The sequence below is a fragment of the Arsenicicoccus sp. oral taxon 190 genome (genome assembly GCF_001189535.1).
Classification (GTDB): Bacteria; Actinomycetota; Actinomycetes; order Actinomycetales; family Dermatophilaceae; genus Arsenicicoccus.
In genome coordinates, this window is record NZ_CP012070.1 from 2,596,954 (window position 1) to 2,615,158 (window position 18,205).

At 74.3% G+C, this 18,205-nt stretch carries 22 protein-coding genes and 1 pseudogene; 14 read left to right on the forward strand and 9 right to left on the reverse strand.

Features of this window, described 5'->3' with window-relative positions:
- Positions 1-20: 20 nt before the first annotated feature.
- From ADJ73_RS12055 to ADJ73_RS12065, 3 genes are read left to right on the forward strand one after another with little or no spacing between them, the layout of a single operon-like run.
- The gene (locus tag ADJ73_RS12055; protein WP_050348457.1) at positions 21-1,115 is read left to right on the forward strand and encodes a type III polyketide synthase; all 1,095 of its coding nucleotides are present in this window, start codon (positions 21-23) and stop codon (positions 1,113-1,115) included.
- Positions 1,115-1,639: an isoprenylcysteine carboxyl methyltransferase family protein gene (locus ADJ73_RS12060; RefSeq protein WP_050348458.1), complete on the forward strand. Its 525-nt coding sequence runs from the start codon at positions 1,115-1,117 to the stop codon at positions 1,637-1,639. Before ADJ73_RS12055 ends, ADJ73_RS12060 begins: the two co-directional genes overlap by 1 nt.
- A gap of 1 nt (position 1,640) precedes the next feature.
- A complete protein-coding gene (locus ADJ73_RS12065; RefSeq protein WP_050348459.1) occupies positions 1,641-2,705 on the forward strand; it encodes an NAD(P)/FAD-dependent oxidoreductase in 1,065 nt (354 codons plus the stop codon).
- Here the strand turns inward: ADJ73_RS12065 and ADJ73_RS12070 are convergent.
- Positions 2,702-3,355 (reverse strand): hypothetical protein, encoded by a 654-nt coding sequence (locus ADJ73_RS12070; protein ID WP_050348460.1) that lies wholly within the window; start codon positions 3,353-3,355, stop codon positions 2,702-2,704. The genes ADJ73_RS12065 and ADJ73_RS12070 overlap by 4 nt on opposite strands.
- A gap of 156 nt (positions 3,356-3,511) precedes the next feature.
- Here ADJ73_RS12070 and ADJ73_RS12075 point away from each other — a divergent pair, with 156 nt between their 5' ends.
- Positions 3,512-4,177 carry an ArsR/SmtB family transcription factor gene (locus ADJ73_RS12075; RefSeq protein ID WP_050348461.1) on the forward strand — a complete coding sequence of 222 codons (666 nt, stop codon included), beginning with the start codon at positions 3,512-3,514 and terminating at the stop codon, positions 4,175-4,177.
- Positions 4,178-4,256: 79 nt separating this feature from the next.
- Here ADJ73_RS12075 and ADJ73_RS12080 read toward each other — a convergent pair whose 3' ends face one another.
- The 4 genes and pseudogenes from ADJ73_RS12080 to ADJ73_RS17860 form a co-directional block, all read right to left on the reverse strand.
- Positions 4,257-4,901, reverse strand: coding sequence for a DUF2231 domain-containing protein (locus tag ADJ73_RS12080; protein ID WP_082176969.1), 645 nt, complete (start codon positions 4,899-4,901; stop codon positions 4,257-4,259).
- A gap of 102 nt (positions 4,902-5,003) precedes the next feature.
- Positions 5,004-5,978 (reverse strand): TIGR03557 family F420-dependent LLM class oxidoreductase, encoded by a 975-nt coding sequence (locus ADJ73_RS12085; RefSeq protein ID WP_050348462.1) that lies wholly within the window; start codon positions 5,976-5,978, stop codon positions 5,004-5,006.
- A gap of 99 nt (positions 5,979-6,077) precedes the next feature.
- Positions 6,078-6,377 carry a hypothetical protein gene (locus ADJ73_RS12090; protein ID WP_050348463.1) on the reverse strand — a complete coding sequence of 100 codons (300 nt, stop codon included), beginning with the start codon at positions 6,375-6,377 and terminating at the stop codon, positions 6,078-6,080.
- A gap of 97 nt (positions 6,378-6,474) precedes the next feature.
- Positions 6,475-6,840: pseudogene (locus ADJ73_RS17860) on the reverse strand (ornithine cyclodeaminase family protein); the annotation flags it as partial.
- A gap of 309 nt (positions 6,841-7,149) precedes the next feature.
- Between ADJ73_RS17860 and ADJ73_RS12095 the strand changes: the two are divergent.
- The gene (locus ADJ73_RS12095; RefSeq protein WP_050348464.1) at positions 7,150-7,488 is read left to right on the forward strand and encodes a TraR/DksA family transcriptional regulator; all 339 of its coding nucleotides are present in this window, start codon (positions 7,150-7,152) and stop codon (positions 7,486-7,488) included.
- A 58-nt stretch (positions 7,489-7,546) separates the two neighbouring features.
- Positions 7,547-8,554, forward strand: coding sequence for an aldo/keto reductase family protein (locus tag ADJ73_RS12100; protein WP_050348465.1), 1,008 nt, complete (start codon positions 7,547-7,549; stop codon positions 8,552-8,554).
- Positions 8,555-8,652: 98 nt separating this feature from the next.
- On the opposite strand, the gene ADJ73_RS12105 is transcribed toward ADJ73_RS12100, so the two are convergent.
- The gene (locus ADJ73_RS12105) at positions 8,653-8,961 is read right to left on the reverse strand and encodes a hypothetical protein (RefSeq protein WP_050348466.1); all 309 of its coding nucleotides are present in this window, start codon (positions 8,959-8,961) and stop codon (positions 8,653-8,655) included.
- Positions 8,962-9,046: 85 nt separating this feature from the next.
- Positions 9,047-10,450, reverse strand: a complete 1,404-nt coding sequence (gene fumC, locus ADJ73_RS12110) for a class II fumarate hydratase (protein ID WP_050348467.1) — start codon at positions 10,448-10,450, stop codon at positions 9,047-9,049.
- Positions 10,451-10,548: 98 nt separating this feature from the next.
- Between fumC and ADJ73_RS12115 the strand changes: the two genes are divergently transcribed.
- Positions 10,549-11,850: a threonine/serine ThrE exporter family protein gene (locus ADJ73_RS12115; protein ID WP_050349434.1), complete on the forward strand. Its 1,302-nt coding sequence runs from the start codon at positions 10,549-10,551 to the stop codon at positions 11,848-11,850.
- Positions 11,851-11,916: 66 nt separating this feature from the next.
- On the opposite strand, the gene ADJ73_RS12120 is transcribed toward ADJ73_RS12115, so the two are convergent.
- Both ADJ73_RS12120 and ADJ73_RS12125 read right to left on the reverse strand, forming a co-directional pair.
- A complete protein-coding gene (locus ADJ73_RS12120; RefSeq protein ID WP_050348468.1) occupies positions 11,917-12,861 on the reverse strand; it encodes a Gfo/Idh/MocA family protein in 945 nt (314 codons plus the stop codon).
- A 43-nt stretch (positions 12,862-12,904) separates the two neighbouring features.
- Positions 12,905-13,624: a PP2C family protein-serine/threonine phosphatase gene (locus ADJ73_RS12125; protein WP_050348469.1), complete on the reverse strand. Its 720-nt coding sequence runs from the start codon at positions 13,622-13,624 to the stop codon at positions 12,905-12,907.
- 114 nt (positions 13,625-13,738) lie between these two features.
- On the opposite strand from ADJ73_RS12125, the gene ADJ73_RS12130 reads away from it, so the two are divergent.
- From ADJ73_RS12130 to ftsR, 7 genes are all read left to right on the forward strand, one after another.
- Positions 13,739-14,344: a CDP-alcohol phosphatidyltransferase family protein gene (locus tag ADJ73_RS12130; protein WP_050348470.1), complete on the forward strand. Its 606-nt coding sequence runs from the start codon at positions 13,739-13,741 to the stop codon at positions 14,342-14,344.
- A 29-nt stretch (positions 14,345-14,373) separates the two neighbouring features.
- Complete coding sequence (locus ADJ73_RS12135) at positions 14,374-15,345, forward strand: DUF881 domain-containing protein (RefSeq protein ID WP_050348471.1); 972 nt, start codon at positions 14,374-14,376, stop codon at positions 15,343-15,345.
- Positions 15,342-15,674, forward strand: a complete 333-nt coding sequence (locus tag ADJ73_RS12140; RefSeq protein ID WP_050348472.1) for a small basic family protein — start codon at positions 15,342-15,344, stop codon at positions 15,672-15,674. Before ADJ73_RS12135 ends, ADJ73_RS12140 begins: the two co-directional genes overlap by 4 nt.
- Entirely contained in the window at positions 15,671-16,468 is a 798-nt protein-coding gene (locus tag ADJ73_RS12145; protein ID WP_082176971.1) for a DUF881 domain-containing protein, read from the forward strand. Before ADJ73_RS12140 ends, ADJ73_RS12145 begins: the two co-directional genes overlap by 4 nt.
- A 45-nt stretch (positions 16,469-16,513) precedes the next feature.
- Positions 16,514-16,900, forward strand: coding sequence for a glycine cleavage system protein GcvH (gcvH, locus tag ADJ73_RS12150; RefSeq protein WP_050348473.1), 387 nt, complete (start codon positions 16,514-16,516; stop codon positions 16,898-16,900).
- A gap of 110 nt (positions 16,901-17,010) precedes the next feature.
- Complete coding sequence (locus ADJ73_RS12155) at positions 17,011-17,475, forward strand: FHA domain-containing protein (RefSeq protein ID WP_050348474.1); 465 nt, start codon at positions 17,011-17,013, stop codon at positions 17,473-17,475.
- Between the two features lie 50 nt (positions 17,476-17,525).
- On the forward strand, positions 17,526-18,182 hold the full coding sequence (ftsR, locus tag ADJ73_RS12160) for a transcriptional regulator FtsR (RefSeq protein ID WP_253272565.1): 657 nt from the start codon (positions 17,526-17,528) through the stop codon (positions 18,180-18,182).
- Positions 18,183-18,205 lie beyond the last annotated feature (23 nt).

Here is an 18,205-nt window from a genome sequence, read left to right on the forward strand (position 1 = left end):
CCGGCAGCGTCGTCGTCGCGGTGCGGGGGGCGCTGCCCGAGCACGTCTACCCGCAGGAGGAGATCACCGCGGCGGTCGCCGACGTCATGGGCGCGGGCGACGGGCCCAGGCGGCGGATGCTGACCCAGGTCCACGCCAACGCCGGGGTCCGGCAGCGTCACCTGGCGCTGCCGCTGGAGCGGTACACCGCGCTGCGGGACTTCGGGGAGGCCAACGACGCCTTCATCGAGGCGGCCGTCGAGCTGGGGGCCCGCGCCGTGACGGACGCCCTCGCCGCCGCCGGCCTGGCGCCGACCGACGTGGACCTGCTCGTCGGGGCGACCGTCACCGGGCTCGCGGTGCCGTCGGTGGAGGCGCGCGTGGCCGCCCGGCTGAGGATGCGCACGGACCTGCGCCGGATGCCCCTCGTGGGGCTCGGCTGCGTGGCTGGGGCCGCGGGCATCGCGCGGATCCACGACTACCTGCTCGGCCACCCCGGCGACGTCGCGGTCCTGCTCGCCACGGAGATGTGCAGCCTCACGGTCCAGCGCGACGACACCTCGCCGGCCAACATGGTGGCGAGCGGGCTCTTCGGCGACGGCGCCGCGGCCGTGGTCCTCGTCGGTCGCGACCGGGCGGCCTCCCTGCCGGGGGCGGCCTCCCTGCCGGGGGCGGGCGCACCGGCCGCGCGGCCGGAGGTGCTCGCCACCCGCTCCCGGTTCTACGACGGCACCGAGCGCGCCATGGGCTGGGACGTCGGGCCGACCGGGCTGCGGATCGTCCTCGGGGTGGAGGTGCCCGAGCTGGTGCGCAGCCACGTACGCGACGACGTGGACGGATTCCTCTCGGGCCACGGGCTCACCCGTGAGGACATCGGCTGGTGGGTCGCCCACCCCGGCGGCCCCAAGGTGCTCGAGGCGATGCAGGAGGCCCTGCAGGTGCCCCGCGAGGCCCTCGGGGTCACCTGGGACTCGCTGGCCCGCATCGGCAACCTGTCCTCCGCGTCGGTGCTGCACGTCCTCGCCGACACGCTGCGGACCCGGCCGCCCGCCCCAGGCTCGCTCGGGCTGCTGCTCGCCATGGGGCCCGGCTTCTGCCTCGAGATGGTCCTGCTGCGCGCTCCCGAGGGGCGCTGATGGACAGCAGGCGGGCGTATGCCGCCCTCGTCGCCGCGGTCGGGGTGGAGCGGCTCGCCGAGCTGGTGGTCTCGCGGCGCAACGCCGCCTGGTCGCTGGCCCGCGGCGGTCGTGAGCTGGGCCAGGGCCACTACCCGGTCATGGTGGCGCTGCACTCCGGGCTGCTGGTCGCCTCGGTCGCCGAGGCAACCTGGGGCCGCAGGGGATTCGGCCGCGGCGGGTGGGTCGCGCTCGGCGGGGTGGCGGCGGCGCAGGCGTTGCGGTGGTGGTGCATCCGCACGCTCGGCCCGCAGTGGAACACCCGGGTGATCGTCGTGCCTGGCGCCTCCCGCGTCACGACCGGCCCCTACCGCTGGCTCGACCACCCCAACTACGTCGCTGTCGTCGTCGAGGGTGTCGCGCTGCCGATGGTGCACGGGGCACGCTGGACCGCAACGGGATTCACGCTGGCCAACGCGCTGCTGCTGCGGCACCGGCTGCGGGTCGAGGAGGCGGCGCTGCGGCAGCTGCAGCCGCTCGCCTGACATGGACGCCGACCTGCTCGTCGTCGGCGGGGGCCCGGTGGGGCTGGTCGCCGCGCTGCACGCGGCCCGCCGCGGCCTGTCCGTCGTGGTCGCCGAGCCCCGCGCCACCCCGGTCGACAAGGCCTGCGGCGAGGGGATCATGCCGGCGGGCGTCGCCGAGCTGGCGGGCCTCGGCCTCGCTCCCGTCGGGCAGCCGCTGCGCGGCATCCGGTATGTCGATGCCCGGGGCCGCTGCGCCGCCGCGCCGCTCGGGCCCCGCCCCGGACTCGGGGTCCGCCGCACCGTGCTGCACCGGGCCCTGGCCGAGGCGGTGGCGGAAGTGGTGGCGGAGGCGGACGGGCGGGCGGGCGGCATACGGCTGGAGCAGGCGACGGTGACCGCGCTCGACCAGGGGCCGGGACACGTGAGGGCGTGGCTGGGGCGGACGCCGCTCACGGTGGGGCATGTCATCGCGGCCGATGGGCTGCACTCGCCGGTGCGCCGGATGCTGGGGCTGGATCGCCCGGTCCGCGGGGAGCGGCGATATGGCCTGCGCCGGCACGTGCGGGTCGCGCCGTGGACCGACCACGTCGAGGTGCACTGGGCGGCGGGGTGCGAGGCGTACGTCACGCCGGTCGCTCCCGACGAGGTCGGCGTCGCGGTGCTCACCCGGCGGCGGGCGCCGCTGGAGGAGCAGCTCGCCGAGATCCCGTGGCTGGTCGAGCGGTTGGTGGAGGCGGAGCCGGTCGACGACGTCCGGGGTGCGGGGCCGCTGCGGCAGCGCTCGACGCGGCGCGTCGCCGGGCGGGTGCTGCTCGTGGGCGACGCCGCGGGGTATGTCGATGCGCTGACCGGGGAGGGGCTGACCGTGGGGTGGCAGCAGGCCCGCGCGGCGGTGACGGCGGTGGCCGAGGGTCGGCCGCAGGAGTACGAGCGCGCGTGGCGCCGGATCGGGCTGGCCGCCCGGCTGCTGACGCACGGGCTGGTGGCCGCCACCCGTCACGACGTCGTCCGCGACCACCTGGTCGACGTGGCGGGACGGGCACCGCTGGTCTACCGCGGGGCGGTCCGGGTCGTGGCCGGCTAGACCGACCTGGAGGGGCGGGGACCGGGACGTGGGCCCGCCTTCCCGACACGCAGCAGTCCGGCGGGCAGACCCAGCAGCGCCGCGTAACCGTGGTAGTCGCCGACGAGCAGCAGGAACCCGACGCAGGCCAGGGCGCCCATGGCCGGCACGCGGGCTGCTCGCGAGGTGTGGCTGGACAGGACGTTGGTGGCCAGCGCCGTCGCCAGGATGAAGGTCGCCATCGAGTTGCCCGCGCCGACGGGGTACAGGCTGGGGCCGACGACGATGTTGGCCAGGACGGCCCCGACCCAGAAGGTCGCCCAGGTCCTCGCGGGCCGCCAGTGGTCCTGAGCGGCCAGGAGGACGACGGCGAGGATGACGAGGTTGAATGCCGTGCCCGCCAGGCCGCCGTCCTGGACGACCGCTGATGTGCCGAGCCGCCACAGCTCCCCTGCTTCGATGAGCGACCAGTCGCGACGCAGCCCGCTGAGCAGGGCTGGTGCCGCGAGCTGGAGCAGGCTTGGGATCGCGACGACACCCCAGAGCGCCAGCGACGGGACGCGTGGGCTCGGCAGGCGCGGCTCGTCGAGGGGATGCGTGTGCCGGATCGTGGCCAAGGCCGCCAGCATCGGGAGCAGCCACATCGCGACCATGGCGACGGCATCGAGCATGTTTGGACCCTACGGGACGCTCTCGCGCGACGTGCCCGGCGTGGGCGGAGGTCGCCGTGACAGATGCCGGGGCCTCTGGTGCGGCGTCATGCCGCGAGCGCTGCGAGCTGACCGGGTCGGTGAGCGCCGACACGAGCACCGGTCACACTGGAGACCGTGACCTCCCGCATCGTCGACGTCGACCTGTCCGTGATCGGACGCGCTCTGGCCGACCCGTCCCGGGCATCGATGCTCACCGCGCTCATGACCGGGACCGCGTGGACGGTGGGTGAGCTCGCCACCCGCGCCGGGATCGCCCGCTCCACCGCCAGCGAGCACGTCCACCACCTGGAGACGGCGGCCCTGGTCCGGTTGCGGCGGCAGGGGCGGCACACCTACGTGACCCTCGCCGGCCCGCAGGTCGCTGCCGCGTTGGAGTCGCTGAGCCTGCTCGCCCCGGAGCGGCCCGCACCGGCCAGCCTGCGTGGCGTCCGGCATGCCCGTGAGCTCACCGAGGGGCGCACATGCTACCGGCACCTCGCCGGCCGCATCGGTGTCGCCCTCCACGACCACCTCCTGGGCAGCGAGCTCATCACGCCCGGCTACGAGCTCACGGCTGACGGTCTCGCCTGGTTCGCCGAGCGGGGCGTCGATCCTCCCAGCGCCGGCGCGGGTCCGCGGCTGCGGCCCTGCCTGGACTGGACGGAGCGCCGGCCTCACCTCGCCGGACCCCTGGCAGAAGGCCTCGCCTGTCACGCCTTCGCGCACCGCTGGATCGAACGCGGCACCCACCCGCGCAGCATCCGGCTCACCCCGGGCGGCCGGGCGCACCTGCCGGGCTAGCTCGCTCGCGAGCGCCGTCGACGTCACCGTGAGGGGTGGGCGACGACAGCCAGGGCCGTATGCCGCCTCCCTCGCTCACCTACACCAGCGTGGCCGGGTGGTGCTCGCTGTCGGTGGTCGTCCCGGGCGTCCCTGCCGTGCCGGGCGCGTCCGCCGGGTCCGGGCCGAAGGACGGGTCGTGGCTGCCCACCTTGCGGGCCGCGGCCAGGTGCCCGCCCAGGTAGCCGGCGGCGCCGACGAGGCTGAGGCTCGCGAGACCGAGCGCCGCCCCCAGCCGGTGGTGGCCCGAGCGGCGGGCGCCCCACGAGGCGAGCTGCAGCCCGGCCCCGAGGCCGTTGGCCCCGGCGTGCACGACGGCGACGCGGCGGGACCGGCGCCCGCCCTGGGGGTACTCCGCCCATCCGGTGAGGGCGGTCGGCACGACGGCCAGCAGGCCGACGCCGGTGAGCAGCTGCGCGCCGTCCCGGGCACGCTCGCCGCCCGCGAGGTCCAGCACGGCCGCGCTCATCCAGGTCCCGATCGGCACCTCGACGAGCAGGGGGTGCACGGCGTGGCCGAGCCAGGCGCCCTGCAGCAGGTCACGGCGTGCCTGGTCGGCGACGAGCGCGCCGGCGGCCTGGTCGGCGGCGTCGACGACCGGGTCGAGGGTGCCGGCCTGCTCCAGCGCGTGCAGAGCGGGGGCGACGGGGGTGCGGTGGGCGGGGCGCCCGGGGGAGGTGGTCATGGCGGCTCCTGACTGTCGATGCTCGGGTGGCGCGATGCGCGAGTGGCGCGGAGGCTCGGGTGGTGGGAAGGGCGAGTGCTCGGGTGAGCGTGCGTGCCGGCGTCAGCGGATCCCGTGGCGGGACCGCAGCTCGGGCAGGACCTCCTTGCCGTAGACCTCGATCATGTCGGCGTAGCGGGGGCCCATGTTGGCGACATACACGTCGTCGAACCCGGCCTCCGCGAACGGCGCGAACGCCTCCACGTGGGCGGACACGTCGTCGCCGAAGGTCGCGGACCCGGCGAACTTCTCCCGCGTGACCAGCTCGGCGGCCTGCTCGAAGTGCTGCGGGCTCGGCAGCACCTGGCTGAGCTCGCCGGGCACCCCGGCGTTGGGCCACAGGCGGAAGGCGTCGTCGATGGCCTGCTCCTTGTCCGGGCCCCAGCCGACCTTGAAGCCGGCCTGGGTGGGGGCGTCCGCGCCCCTGGCCTGGCGGAAGGTCTTCACGCTGTCGGCGTCGGGCATGGTCGTCACGAAGCCGTCGCCGACGCGGCAGGCGAGGTCCAGGGCCTTGGGGCCGAAGGCGGACACGAAGATCTGCGGCGTCTCCTCGGGCAGGGAGTAGATCCGCGCCGTGTCGACGGTGTAGTAGGGCCCCTCGTGCGAGACGACCTCGCCGGTCCACAGCTCGCGGATCAGCCCGATGGCCTCCTCGAGCATCTCGAGCCGCTGGCCGGCGTGCGGCCAGACATCGCCGAGGATGTGCTCGTTGATTGCCTCGCCGCTGCCCACGCCGAGGGTGAACCTCCCGGGGCCGAGCAGGCAGGCGCTCGTGGCGGCGGCCTGCGCGACGATCGCCGGGTGCAGCCGGACCGTCGGGCACGTGACGGCGGTCGTGACGGGCAGGTCGCAGACCTGGCTGATGGCACCGATGGCCGACCAGACGAAGGCGGACTCGCCCTGCGCGTCGGTCCACGGGTGGAAGTGGTCGCTGATCCACAGGGCGTCGAAGCCCGCCTCGCCGGCGAGGCGGGCCTGCTCGACGATCTCGGTGGGGGAGTACTCCTCGCAGGACAGGAAGTAGCCGATGCGCTTCACGGTCGTGCCTCCTTCGTGGTGGGGGTGGCCCTCCCCATCCCACCAGGGCTGGTGGCCCGGGGGGAGGTTGGCGGACCCTCGACCCGCGGATCGGCGCGGTCAGCGGGCGGGCACCGTGCCGACCCGCTGGTCCTCGGCCCGGTCCGTGACGTAGGCCGCGAGGACGATGTCGGCCGCCGCGATCCCGAGGTTCAGGCAGACCAGCCGCCCGTCGGGGCGGGGCGCCCGGATCGCGTCCCCGGTCCACCCCGTCCCCGCCGGGTAGTCGAGCGCCAGCTTGGCCGGGGCCACCGCGGCCAGCTGCTCCACGTCGTCGGAGACGAGGGTGGCGGTGCGCGCCAGGTCGGCGCCGACGCTGCTGGCGTAGTCCAGCGGCAGCAGCAGCGCGTCCTCGCGCACCCACCCGGGCTCGAGCTCGAGCCCGCGCAGCCCGATGGTCAGGCCCCGTGATGACGGTGGCGGCTCCGCGGACGGCGGCCTCCCGGTCGTCGGTCACCTCCACCGTCACCCCCGGGACCGTATGCCGCGCCCAGGCCGCTACCGCGGTGCGTGCCTGCGGTCGTCGGCCGTAGACCCGCACGTCGGGGAACCCCAGCGCCGCCAGCACCTGCAGGTGGGAGCGGGCCTGCACGCCGGTGCCGAGGAAGGCCACCGGCAGGCTCCGGTCGGCCAGGGCGTCGAGGCAGGCCCCGGTGACTGCGGCCGTGCGGGCGGCGGTGGGGTTCCTCCTTGGACCGCCTGTGGTCGTGCCTCGGGCTTCCGCTTCTCGGCACGATCGCAACGTCCGACCATCGGCAGTTGAGTGCGGTCGGGTACTGACCGCCGCAGCCCACAGGAGTGATCGGCTCCGCTCGGGGTGCACGGACCTCGGGGCATGGCGACGGCCCCGCCGCGTGAGGGACGCGACGGAGCCGTGCGAGGGGGATGGGGTCGCTCAGCGACCCCGGTAGCCCGGAACCTCCGGGTTGAACGCGACGAGCGTCCACCGGTCGAAGGAACGGAGCCAGGTCTTGACGAGAGCCATGGGGTGACCTCCTGCTGATCGATCTGCGGGTACGAGGCACACCGTTGTGGCTGTTCCAGTATGACAAATACGGGTGGGGCAATGCAATCGGCATACGAATGAATCGTGACACGGTGAGGCGGCGGCGACGCGCGGCATACTGCCTGGATGATCCCTCGAGAGCTGCCCGGCGCCCTGGCGGACCTGCGGGCGCGCACCGCCGAGCGGATCGCTGACCTGGAGCGGGACCGGTCGCGCATCGTGGCGGCCAGCGCGGCGAGCAACGCCGACGACGAGCACGACCCCGAGGGCCAGACCATCGCGTGGGACCGGGAGCAGACGGCCGCGCTGCTGCGCTCGGCCCGGGCCCGGCTGGCGGAGATCGACGCGGCCGTGGCGCGCGTCGACGCCGGCTGGGACGGCCGCTGCGAGGTCTGCGGGGAGCCCATCGCGACCGGGCGGCTGCTCGCCCGACCGACCGCGGTGCGCTGCGTCCACTGCGCCTGAGCAACCTCGACCACCGGCGAGCCACCACGGGACGCCGCGCCGGACTAGCGTGGCAGCCATGGAGTTTCGATACCTCGGAAACAGCGGACTGAAGATCAGCGAGATCACCTACGGCAACTGGCTCACCCACGGCTCGCAGGTGGAGAACGACACCGCCAAGCAGTGCGTGCGCGCCGCCCTGGACGAGGGCATCACGACCTTCGACACGGCCGACGTCTACGCCAACACCAAGGCCGAGACGGTGCTCGGCGAGGCCCTGCAGGGGCAGCGCCGCGAGTCGCTGGAGATCTTCACCAAGGTCTACTGGCCCACCGGCCCCGGCGGCCACAACGACTGCGGCCTGTCCCGCAAGCACATCATGGAGTCCATCGACGGGTCGCTGCGCCGGCTGCAGACCGACTACGTCGACCTCTACCAGGCGCACCGCTTCGACACCGAGACGCCGCTCGAGGAGACCATGCAGGCCTTCGCCGACGTGGTGCGCCAGGGCAAGGCGCTCTACATCGGCGTGAGCGAGTGGACCGCGGAGCAGATCCGCGAGGGCCACCGGCTGGCGCAGGAGCTGCACGTGCCGCTGATCTCCTCCCAGCCGCAGTACTCCATGCTGTGGCGCGTCATCGAAGACCAGGTCGTCCCCACCTGCGAGGAGCTCGGCCTCTCGCAGATCGTGTGGAGCCCGATGGCGCAGGGCGTGCTGTCCGGCAAGTACCTTCCCGGCCAGCAGCCCGGCCAGGACACCCGCGCCGGGCACGCCGAGGCCGGGCAGTCCATGAAGGAGCTCATGCGCGACGAGGTGCTCGAGGCGGTCCAGGGCCTGAAGCCGATCGCCGCCGACGCCGGCCTGACCATGCCGCAGCTCGCCGTCGCGTGGGTGCTGCAGAACCCCAACGTCGCCGCCGCGCTCGTCGGTGCCTCCCGGCCCGAGCAGATCAAGGACAACGTCAAGGCGGCCGGCGTCACGCTCGAGGCCGACGTGATGAAGGCCATCGACGACGCTCTTGGCGACGTGGTGCAGCGCGACCCCGCCCAGACGGCGGCGCGCGCCCCGCAGGAGCGGCCCTGCTGACACCGTGACGGTGCGTATGCCGGGCGCCCCGGTCCCACCGCTCGGTGGGGCCGGGGCGCCTGCGTGGTCGGACCTGTCCTCGGTTCGTCGTAGGGCTGTCAGTCCGTCGTGGGGCTCTGGGAGCGCCGGCCCGGGTGCTCGGGGCCCTGGTCGCCCGACACGGCGTCCGCGGCGTCCTCGTCGGAGATGCGCACGCCGGCGAGCGGGCTGCCCGCAGCGGTGCCGCCGGGCACGTCCTCGGCCTCGTCCTGCTCGGCGGGGGTGCGCCCCGCCGCAGGGTAGTCGGCCGGCACCGGGCCGCCCGAGGACGCCCCCTGCCGGGTCTGGCTGGCCTCCTGCTCGGCCACGCGGGACTCGGCGTTGGCGCGCTCGTCGACGGGCTGGTCCTGCTGGTCCTGCTCGGACATTCGAAACCTCCTGGGGGGGTGGTCGGACTCGGCGATCGTCCCACCCTGTCATGGCGACAGGGTGGGGTGGGGCTTGCGCCCGGGGTCAGCCCGCGGAGGGGTGGGTCATGTCCATCGGCACGACCCACCGGTCGAAGTCCTGCTCGGAGACGTCGCCCGTCGCCAGGGCGGCCTCCCGGAGGGTCGTGCCCTCCTTGTGCGCCTTCTTGGCGATGGCGGCGGCCTTGTCGTAGCCGATGTGGCGGTTGAGCGCGGTGACGACCATGAGGTTGCGCTCGAGGTTGTCGGCGATCCGCTCGCGGGCGGGCTCGATGCCGACGGCGCAGTGCACGCGGAAGGACTCGCACGCGTCGGCGAGCAGCCGGGTCGACTCCAGCACCGCGTGCGCCATGACGGGCTTGTAGACGTTGAGCTGGAAGTTGCCCTGCGACCCGGCGAAGGCCACCGTCGCGTCGTTGCCGAAGACCCGGGTCGCGACCATGGTCAGCGCCTCGCACTGGGTGGGGTTGACCTTGCCGGGCATGATGCTGGAGCCGGGCTCGTTCTCCGGGATGGTGATCTCGCCGATGCCGTTGCGCGGCCCGGAGGCGAGCCAGCGCACGTCGTTGGCGACCTTCATCAGGGCGCCGCCAAGGGTGCGCAGGGTGGCGCTGACGGTGACGAGCGCGTCGTGGGCCGACAGCGCCGCGAAGAGGTTGGGCGCCTGGTGGAAGCCCAGGCCGGTCTCGTCGGCGATCCGCTGCGCCGCGCGGGCCCCGAAGTCGGGGTGGGCGTTGAGCCCGGTGCCGACGGCCGTGCCGCCGATCGCGAGCGCGAGGACACCCTGCTCGGCGTGGCGGACCTCGGCGAGCGCCTGGTCGAGCTGGGCGACCCAGCCACCGATCTCCTGGCCGAGGGTGATGGGTGTCGCGTCCTGCAGGTGGGTGCGGCCGACCTTGACGACGTCGGCGAACTCCGTGGCCTTGCGCTCCAGCTCGTCGCGCAGCGCGGTCACCGCGGGGTAGAGCCGCTCGGTCAGCTCCAGCGCCACCGCGATGTGCATCGCGGTGGGGAAGGTGTCGTTGCTGGACTGGCCGCGGTTGACGTGGTCGTTGGGGTGGACCGGGTCCTTGCTGCCGAGGGTGCCCCCGGCGAGCTCGATCGCGCGGTTGGACACCACCTCGTTGGCGTTCATGTTGGACTGCGTGCCCGACCCGGTCTGGAAGACCACCAGCGGGAAGTGCTCGTCGAGCCGGCCGTCGACCACCTCGTCGGCGGCGCGCACCACCAGGTCGGCGACGTCCTGCGGCAGCTCACCGAGCTCGGCGTTGGCCAGGGCCGCGGACTTCTTGAGGATCCCGAGGGCCCGGATCATGGGCCGCCCCCACACGAAGGTGTCGCGGCCGATGTCGAAGTTGCCGAGGCTGCGCTGGGTCTGGGCGCCCCAGTAACGGTCGGCGGCCACCTCGATGGCGCCCATGCTGTCGCGTTCGGTGCGGGTGCTCGTCATGGTTCCACCGTATGCCGCCCCACCGACAGACCCCCGGCCACACCGCCCGGGACCGCGCCACCCGTGGCACGGCCGTCACCGACGGTAGTCTGCCCCCCGTGACCACGGACCCCGTGCCGACCAGCGGCGCTCCCGACGAGCGGCACACCCGGCGGGTGCTGGTCTACCTGGCCGCGGCGCTGGTCGCGGGCGGCATGCCCGTCCACGAGGTCGAGGCCGACGTGCGACGGTGCGCCCGGGCGATGGGCCAGCCGGGCTGCCAGCTCTCGGCGCTGCCCACCGGTGTCTCGCTGTCGCTCGGCTACGGCTCCGCCGCCACCTTCGAGGCCGTGGAGGGGCCGCTGCGCCTCGACCAGAGCGCCGAGGTCAACGTCATCCAGCGGGGGCTGGAGTCCGGGTCGATGTCGCCGACCGCGGCCCTGGAGCGCCTGGTGGCGCTGCGGGCCCGCCCCCACCGCTACCGGGTGCGGGGGCTGTATGCCGGCGGCGCCCTCGTGGCCTTCGGGATCGCGATGATCCTGCAGCCGTCGCTGCGCAGCGTCGCCTTCGCCGTGGCGTGCAGCCCGCTGGTCGTGCTGCTGATGCGCTACAGCGGCCGGCACCAGCTGCTGTCGATCCTCTTCCCCAGCGTGGCGGCCTTCCTCGTCAGCCTCGCGGCCTTCTGGTGCGCCCGCGCCGGGTGGGTCCCCGGGCCGCTGCGCACCCTGCTGCCGCCGCTGGCGGTCCTGCTGCCCGGCGGCCTGATCGTGACCGGGCTGTCCGAGCTCGCCGCGACCGCGATGGTGGCCGGGACCTCCCGGCTGGTCTACGGCGCGAGCCAGCTGCTGCTCTTCGCCCTCGGGGTGGGGGCCGCCGCGGTGCTGCTCGAGGTGCCCCCGCAGATGCTGGCCAACGTCCGCGCCCACGAGATCGGCTGGTGGGCACCGGTGCTCGGGCTGCCCGTGCTCACGGTGGGGATGAGCCTGATGGAGTCGGTGCCGCCCCGGCTGGTGCCGTGGGTCCTGCTGATCCTGGCCGGGACCTTCACCGCCCAGGTGGTGGGGCAGGCGCTGGTGCCGAGCCCGTGGTTCGGGGCGTTCCTGGGGGCCGTGGCCGCGAGCTTCGGTGCGCGAGCGGTCGAGGCCGTCCGACCCCGGCTGCCCCGGCTCGTGGTCTTCCTGCCGAGCTTCTGGCTGCTCGTCCCGGGCTCGCTCGGGCTCATGTCGGTCACGCAGCTGGGCCTCGAGCCGGGGCTGGCGTCCTCCACGCTCGGGCTGTCCGTCGGCGTCGTCTGCGGGACCGCCATCGGCCTGGTCGTGGGGTCCAGCGTGGCCAGCGCGGCGTGGTTCCTCGGGCGGGTGTCGCGCTACCAGCTGCGACGGCGGCGACCCTCGCCGGGCAGCGACCCCACGGCAGGCTGACGGCGGGCTGACGGCCGCCGGTCGTCGGGTCGGGGCGCGTGCTCGAGGGGCGCCCGCGTCGCCGGCTCAGAGTCCCCGGGCGAGGTCCACGACCCGCGCCGCCAGCAGCGATCCCTCCGTCTCGCGCACCGGCAGGTCGCCGCTCTCCACGAGCTCGGCGAACCGGTCGATCTCGTAGCCCAGGTTGGGCTCCTCGCCCCGCACCTGCACGTCGCGGCGGGTGCCGTCGAGCAGCTCCACGACGAGCTCGCGGGGAGCCGCGACGTGGTCGATGGTCAGGGTGCCCAGCTCGCCCTCGACCACGCTCGGCAGCGAGGAACGCGTGATCTTGGAGTAGCTGAGGTCCGCGACCATCCCGGGGTAGGTCGCCAGCACGACGCCGGCCCCGTCCGCCCCGGTGGTCACCTCGACCTGCGCCATCGTGACCCGCTCCGGCATCCCGAAGAGGTCGACCAGCGGCCGCACGCAGTAGACGCCGAGGTCCAGCAGGGCGCCCCCCGCCATCGCGGGGTCGAAGACGTTGACGCGCTCCCCGGCCAGCACCCGGTCGTAGCGCGAGGACCGCTGGTGGTAGCAGAAGGACACCCGCCGCACCTGCCCGAGCAGCGGCAGCAGCTCGCGCACCGCCTGGGTGCCGGGGTCGAAGGCCGACCGCATCGCCTCCAGCAGCACCAGCCCCCGGGACTGCGCCAGCGCGAAGAGCTCCTGGGCCTCGGCGCCGGTCGGGGCGAGCGGCTTCTCGGCCAGCACGTGACGACCGGCCTCGAGGCAGGCCCGGACCTGCTCGGGGTGCACGGAGTTGGGGGAGGCGACGTAGACCGCATCCACGTCGTCGCGGGCGAGCAGCGCATCGAGGTCAGAGGTGGTGGCGGGCACGGCATACGTCCGGGCCAGGTGCGCGCCGCGCTGCGGGTCGCGGGAGTGGACGACGGACACCGCCACCCGCCCCCGCGCGGCACCGAGGAAGGTCTCGGTGATGACGCTCGTGCCGATCGTCGCGATCCGGATCATGCCGGCCAACCTACCGCCGACCATCGGGGGAGGACGTCACGCCTCAGAGGTCGACGACCACCACGGTGATGTTGTCGCGGCCGCCCTCGTCCAGGGCCGCGTCGACCAGCGCCCGGGCGGCGGTCTCCGGGTCGCCCTCGCCGAGCAGCCGGGCGATGGTCGCGTCGGCGAGCTCGCCGTTGAGGCCGTCCGAGCACAGCAGCAGCCGCCCTCGGGCGGGCACCGTCACGACGTCGGGCGTGGCGTCGCTGACGCTGTCGTCGGTGACGGCTCTGGTGAGCTGGTACTGCCCCGGGTGGGTGCGGGCCTGCTCCGCGTCGATCATGCCGAGCGCGAGCATCTCCTGGGCGACGTTGTGGTCGCTGCTGACCAGCATCAGCCTGCCCTCGTGCAGCAGGTAGGCCCGGCTGTCCCCGACCCACGCGACCCCCACCGTGTCGTCGCGGCGCCCGGCCACGACCAGCGTGGTCCCCATGCCCGCCGACGCGGGGTCCTGGCGGGCCCGGTCGACCACCGCGCCGCGGGCCCCCACCACGGCGTCGGCCAGCAGGTCGGCCAGGTCGGCGGGCCCCCGGACCGCGCCGCCGCCGGCGACGTGCAGGACGGCCTCGACTGCCACCTCGCTCGCGATCTCCCCGCTGGCGTGACCGCCCATGCCGTCGGCCACGACCCACAGGTCGTCGTCCAGGGCGAAGGCATCCTCGTTGTGGTCGCTGACCCGCCCGCGGTCGGAGCGGGCAGCCTGGCGCGCCGTCGTCGTCATGGCCGCATCCTGCCACGACGACCCGCGAGGCCCGCAGCCACCACCTGGTGAATCCCGCCGTCCCGCGGGGTGTCTGCCGCGACGCGCAGGGTGCCCACGGCCTAGCCTGGAGGGGTGGGTGAGCGGCGCGCGGAGGACCGGGTCCGGCCACCGGTGTCGGATCGCGTGCTCACGACGCCCAACGCGCTGACCGTGACCCGGATCCTGCTCGTGCCCGTCTTCCTGTGGCTGCTGCTCGGGCGCCGCGACGAGCTGGCCGCGTTCTGGGTGCTGGCCGCCTCGGCGGCCACGGACTGGCTCGACGGCGCGATGGCCCGCCGCTTCGGCCTCGTGTCGCGGCTGGGGCAGCTCCTCGACCCGGTCGCCGACCGGCTCTTCGTGCTGTCGACCCTGGCCGGGCTGCTGCTCGCCGGGATCGTGCCGTGGTGGTTCGTGGTGGCCCTGCTCGCACGGGACTTCTGGGGCGTCACGGAGCTGCTCCGGCTCCGCGGTCGAGGCCTGCGCCGGCTACCCGTGACCTTCGTGGGCAAGGCCGCGACCTTCTGCCTGCTGAGCGCCTTCCCCCTGCTGCTGCTCGGGCACGCGGTGTCCGGGCTTGCAGCCGGGATCGTCCGGTCCGTGGGCTGGGCCTTCGGCTGGTGGGGCCTCGGGCTCTACTGGGTGTCGGCGATCATGTACTACGTCCAGGCCCAGCAGGTCGTCCGCCAGGACCCGAGGTGACACCCCCAGCGAGCCCCGAAGGAGGCGCCGTGACCCCGTCCAGCCCCGCGCCCCCGGCGCGCCCGCGGCGGCCCGACGAGAGCATGACGCTGCTCACCGAGATGATGCAGCGCCCGCTCGACCCCGGCTACGCCGCCGAGGCCGATCGCCGGGAGGCAGCCGGACTCTCCCGCACCCCGGGAGGGCGCACCTGGCGTATGGCGCTCGTGCTGTTCGCCATCGGGCTGCTCGTCGCGGTCGCCGCCCAGGCGTTGCGTCAGCCCAAGGCGGCGGTCTCGCAGCAGAAGTCCGCGCTCATCGCGCAGATCGAGCACCGCCAGGCCGAGTCCGACCGTCTCGAGGCGCGGCTGGCCACCTGGGAGACCGAGATCGGGGCCGCCCGGGCCCGCGCCCTCACCTCCGCCGACCAGCAGCAGCTGGCGGCGCGGGTGCAGCAGGCCGAGCTGGCCGCGGCCACCGCCACGGTCCACGGGCCCGGCCTCGAGGTCACCGTCGACGACGCCCGCTCGGCCGGTGCCCCCAGCGCCGACGGCAACCCCCGGACCGGGTCGGACGACCCCGGCCGGGTGCAGTCCGGCGACCTCCAGCTCGTGGTCAACGGGCTGTGGCAGGCGGGCGCCGAGGCCATCGACATCAACGGCCACCGCCTCACCTCGACGTCGGCGATCCGCTTCGCCGGGGAGGCGATCCTGGTCGACTACCGACCGCTCCCGCGCCCCTATGTCATCCACGCGATCGGCGACCCGGCGTCGCTGCAGAGCCGGTTCCTGGCCACCGAGGGTGGCCGATCCCTGGATCAGCTCGGCCGCGGCTACGGCATCCAGCACGGCATCGCCGCCCAGCAGGACCTCACGCTGCGCGGCGACAGCACCGTGACGCTGCGCTACGCCAAGCCGGTGGCGTCGGCCATACCGACGCCATCACCCACGTCCCCACCCGCGTCGTCGCCGCAGGCGACGACGGCCGCACCGCCCACCACCACGACGGAGGCCCGCCCGTGATCCCCGCCCTCGGACTGCTGCTCGGCATCGTGCTCGGCGTCTTCCTCGACCCGTCCGTCCCGGCGTGGCTGCAGCCCTACCTGCCCATCGCCGTGGTCGCAGCGCTCGACGCCGTCTTCGGCGGCCTGCGGGCCGTCCTCGACGGCATCTTCAACGACAAGGTCTTCGTGATCTCGTTCCTGTCCAACGTGGTCGTCGCGGCGCTGATCGTCTTCCTCGGCGACCAGCTCGGCGTGGGCGCGCAGCTGTCGACGGGCGTCGTCGTGGTCCTCGGGGTCCGGATCTTCTCCAACGTGGCCTCCATCCGCCGGCACCTCTTCCACGCATGAGCGACGAGCAGCCCCGGACCCCGCAGCAGCCGACGCAGCAGCCGTCCCAGCCGCAGCCGGAGTCGCCCTGGCGGCGGCTAGCGCGGGTCGGGCGGCCCCGGCCCACCAAGGCCAACCTCGCCGCCACGGCCCTGGCGCTGCTGCTCGGCTTCGCCCTCGCCACCCAGGTCCAGTCGCAGAGCCGCAGGGGGCTGGAGTCGCTGCGCACCACCGACCTGGTGCGCATCCTCGACGACCAGAACACCCGCTCGGACCGCCTGGACGCCGACGCGCGCAAGCTGCAGGCGACCCGCGACGAGCTCGTCGACGGCTCCCAGCAGGGCCAGGCCGCTGTCAAGGCCGCCCAGGAGCGTCTCGACACGCTCGGCATCCTGGCCGGCACCGCCAAGGCCACCGGCCCCGGCGTCACGATCACGGTCAGCGACCCGGGCGGCAAGGTGACTGCCGCGATGCTGCTCGACGTGGTGCAGGAGCTGCGCGACGCGGGCGCGGAGGCGATCCAGGTCGGCCCGGCGCGGGTCACGGCCGGCACGTGGTTCGCCCCCAAGGACGGCGCGCTCTACGCCTCCGACGCCCGGCTGAGCGCCCCCTACCTCATCCGCGCCATCGGCGACCCGGCCACCATGGACGCCGCGATGCGGATCCCCGGTGGGGTCGTCGAGAGCATGAAGCAGGAGGGGGCGACGGCGACCGTGAGCAAGGCCGCTACGATCACCGTGGACGCGCTGACCACACCAGCGCAGCCACGTCACGCCCAACCCGTGCCGGCCCCGACGACGAGACCCACTCCGTGACACAGGCCTCGTCGGAGCCGTCGCCCGTCCCCACCGAGGAGCGTCATGTCGGAGCTGTCCTACCCCGAGAACCTTCGCTACACCGCCGAGCACGAGTGGGTCGCCGTCGACGGTGACCAGGCCAAGATCGGCATCACCGCCTTCGCGCAGGACGCGCTGGGCGACGTCGTCTACGTGAGCCTGCCCGCGGTGGGCGACACGGTCTCGGCGGGGGAGTCCTGCGGCGAGGTCGAGTCCACCAAGTCGGTCTCCGACCTCTACTCGCCGGTGAGCGGCGAGGTCGTCGCGGTCAACGAGGACCTCGACGGCGCCCCGGAGACGGTCAATTCCGACCCCTACGAGGGCGGCTGGATGTTCACCGTCAAGGTCTCGGACACCGCCGAGCTCGACGGTCTCATGGACGTCGAGACCTACAAGGCCCAGCTGGGCTGACGCTAGGCTGGCACCAGCGGCACATTTCTCATACGGTGTCACCCGCCGTCACCCTCTGCACCGCGTGGTGGGCTGCGGGTGACACCGTTGACCGTCAAGGAGGGACTCCGATGAGCACACCGAGCAACCCCGACCGCGAGGCGCGCCCGGTCCGCCACGAGGGTCCGTCCACGATGCAGTTCCACGGGGTCGGCGGCGAGCCGCTGGACCGCAACGCCGACCTCGAGCGCGGCCTCACCACCCAGGACCAGGCCACCGTCGACGCGCTGCGTCCCGGCACGGCCCTGCTCGTGGTGCTGCGTGGGCCCAACACCGGCGCCCGCTTCCTCCTCGACGCCGACGAGGTCAGCGCGGGCCGGCACCCCGACAGCGACATCTTCCTCGACGACGTCACGGTCTCGCGGCGGCACGCGGTCTTCGTCCGCCTGGGCGACACCTTCGAGGTGCGCGACGTGGGCTCGCTCAACGGCACCTACGTCAACCGCGAGCGCACCGACGCCAGCCGCCTGCAGGCCGGCGACGAGGTCCAGATCGGCAAGTTCCGGCTCGTGTTCTACGCGCCCTCCACCCAGTGATGCCGGCCGGCGAGGACCGCTCGCCCCGGCGCACGTCGACCATCGGGTCCGTGGTCGCGGAGCTGTCCGCGGAGTTCCCCGACCTGACGATCAGCAAGGTCCGCTTCCTCGAGAGCAAGGGCCTGGTCACCCCCGAGCGGCGCCCCTCCGGCTACCGGGTCTTCTCCCACGAAGACGTCGAGCGCCTGCGCTACGTCCTGACCGCGCAGCGCGACCGGTTCTGGCCGTTGGAGGTCATCAAGGACGCCCTCGACGCCATCGACCGCGGGCTCACCCCGGCCGGCCCGGTCGAGGCGCCGATGCCGACCGTCCCGGAGATCGCCGCGTCCGACGCCGTGGACTCGCTGCTGGCGCACCCCGGCACCACGCTGCGGCTCACCGCTCGCGAGCTGTGCCGCTCCGCCGGGATCGAGGCGGGCACCCTGGACGGCCTGCAGGGCTACGGCCTCGTGCGTCCCGACGACCTCGGGCACTACGACGAGGACGACCTGGCGGTGGCGCGGGCCGCCGGCCAGCTCGCCGCCTTCGGCATCGAGGCTCGGCACCTGCGCGCCTTCCGCACCGCTGCCGACCGCGAGCTCGCGCTGGTCGAGCAGGTGCGCGGGCCGGCGGCGCGCCGCAGCGGCGAGGACGACCCTACGGCCGCGATCCTCGGCGCCTGCCTGTCGCTGCACGCCGCCCTGGTGCGTGGCGGTCTGACCCGCTGACCGCACAGCCCCGCGCGCTAGGC

Bases quoted from the DNA above. Each gene is read 5' to 3' on its own strand.
- ADJ73_RS12100 (WP_050348465.1), top strand. From the start codon at position 7,547: ATGGAGTTTCGATACCTCGGAAACAGCGGACTGAAGATCAGCGAGATC.
- ADJ73_RS12120 (WP_050348468.1), bottom strand. From the start codon at position 12,861: ATGATCCGGATCGCGACGATCGGCACGAGCGTCATCACCGAGACCTTC.
- ADJ73_RS12065 (WP_050348459.1), top strand. From the start codon at position 1,641: ATGGACGCCGACCTGCTCGTCGTCGGCGGGGGCCCGGTGGGGCTGGTC.
- ADJ73_RS12105 (WP_050348466.1), bottom strand. From the start codon at position 8,961: ATGTCCGAGCAGGACCAGCAGGACCAGCCCGTCGACGAGCGCGCCAAC.
- ADJ73_RS12145 (WP_082176971.1), top strand. From the start codon at position 15,671: ATGAGCGACGAGCAGCCCCGGACCCCGCAGCAGCCGACGCAGCAGCCG.
- fumC (WP_050348467.1), bottom strand. From the start codon at position 10,450: ATGACGAGCACCCGCACCGAACGCGACAGCATGGGCGCCATCGAGGTG.
- ADJ73_RS12060 (WP_050348458.1), top strand. From the start codon at position 1,115: ATGGACAGCAGGCGGGCGTATGCCGCCCTCGTCGCCGCGGTCGGGGTG.
- ADJ73_RS12070 (WP_050348460.1), bottom strand. From the start codon at position 3,355: ATGCTCGATGCCGTCGCCATGGTCGCGATGTGGCTGCTCCCGATGCTG.
- ADJ73_RS12125 (WP_050348469.1), bottom strand. From the start codon at position 13,624: ATGACGACGACGGCGCGCCAGGCTGCCCGCTCCGACCGCGGGCGGGTC.
- gcvH (WP_050348473.1), top strand. From the start codon at position 16,514: ATGTCGGAGCTGTCCTACCCCGAGAACCTTCGCTACACCGCCGAGCAC.
- ADJ73_RS12155 (WP_050348474.1), top strand. From the start codon at position 17,011: ATGAGCACACCGAGCAACCCCGACCGCGAGGCGCGCCCGGTCCGCCAC.
- ADJ73_RS12095 (WP_050348464.1), top strand. From the start codon at position 7,150: ATGATCCCTCGAGAGCTGCCCGGCGCCCTGGCGGACCTGCGGGCGCGC.
- ADJ73_RS12080 (WP_082176969.1), bottom strand. From the start codon at position 4,901: ATGACCACCTCCCCCGGGCGCCCCGCCCACCGCACCCCCGTCGCCCCC.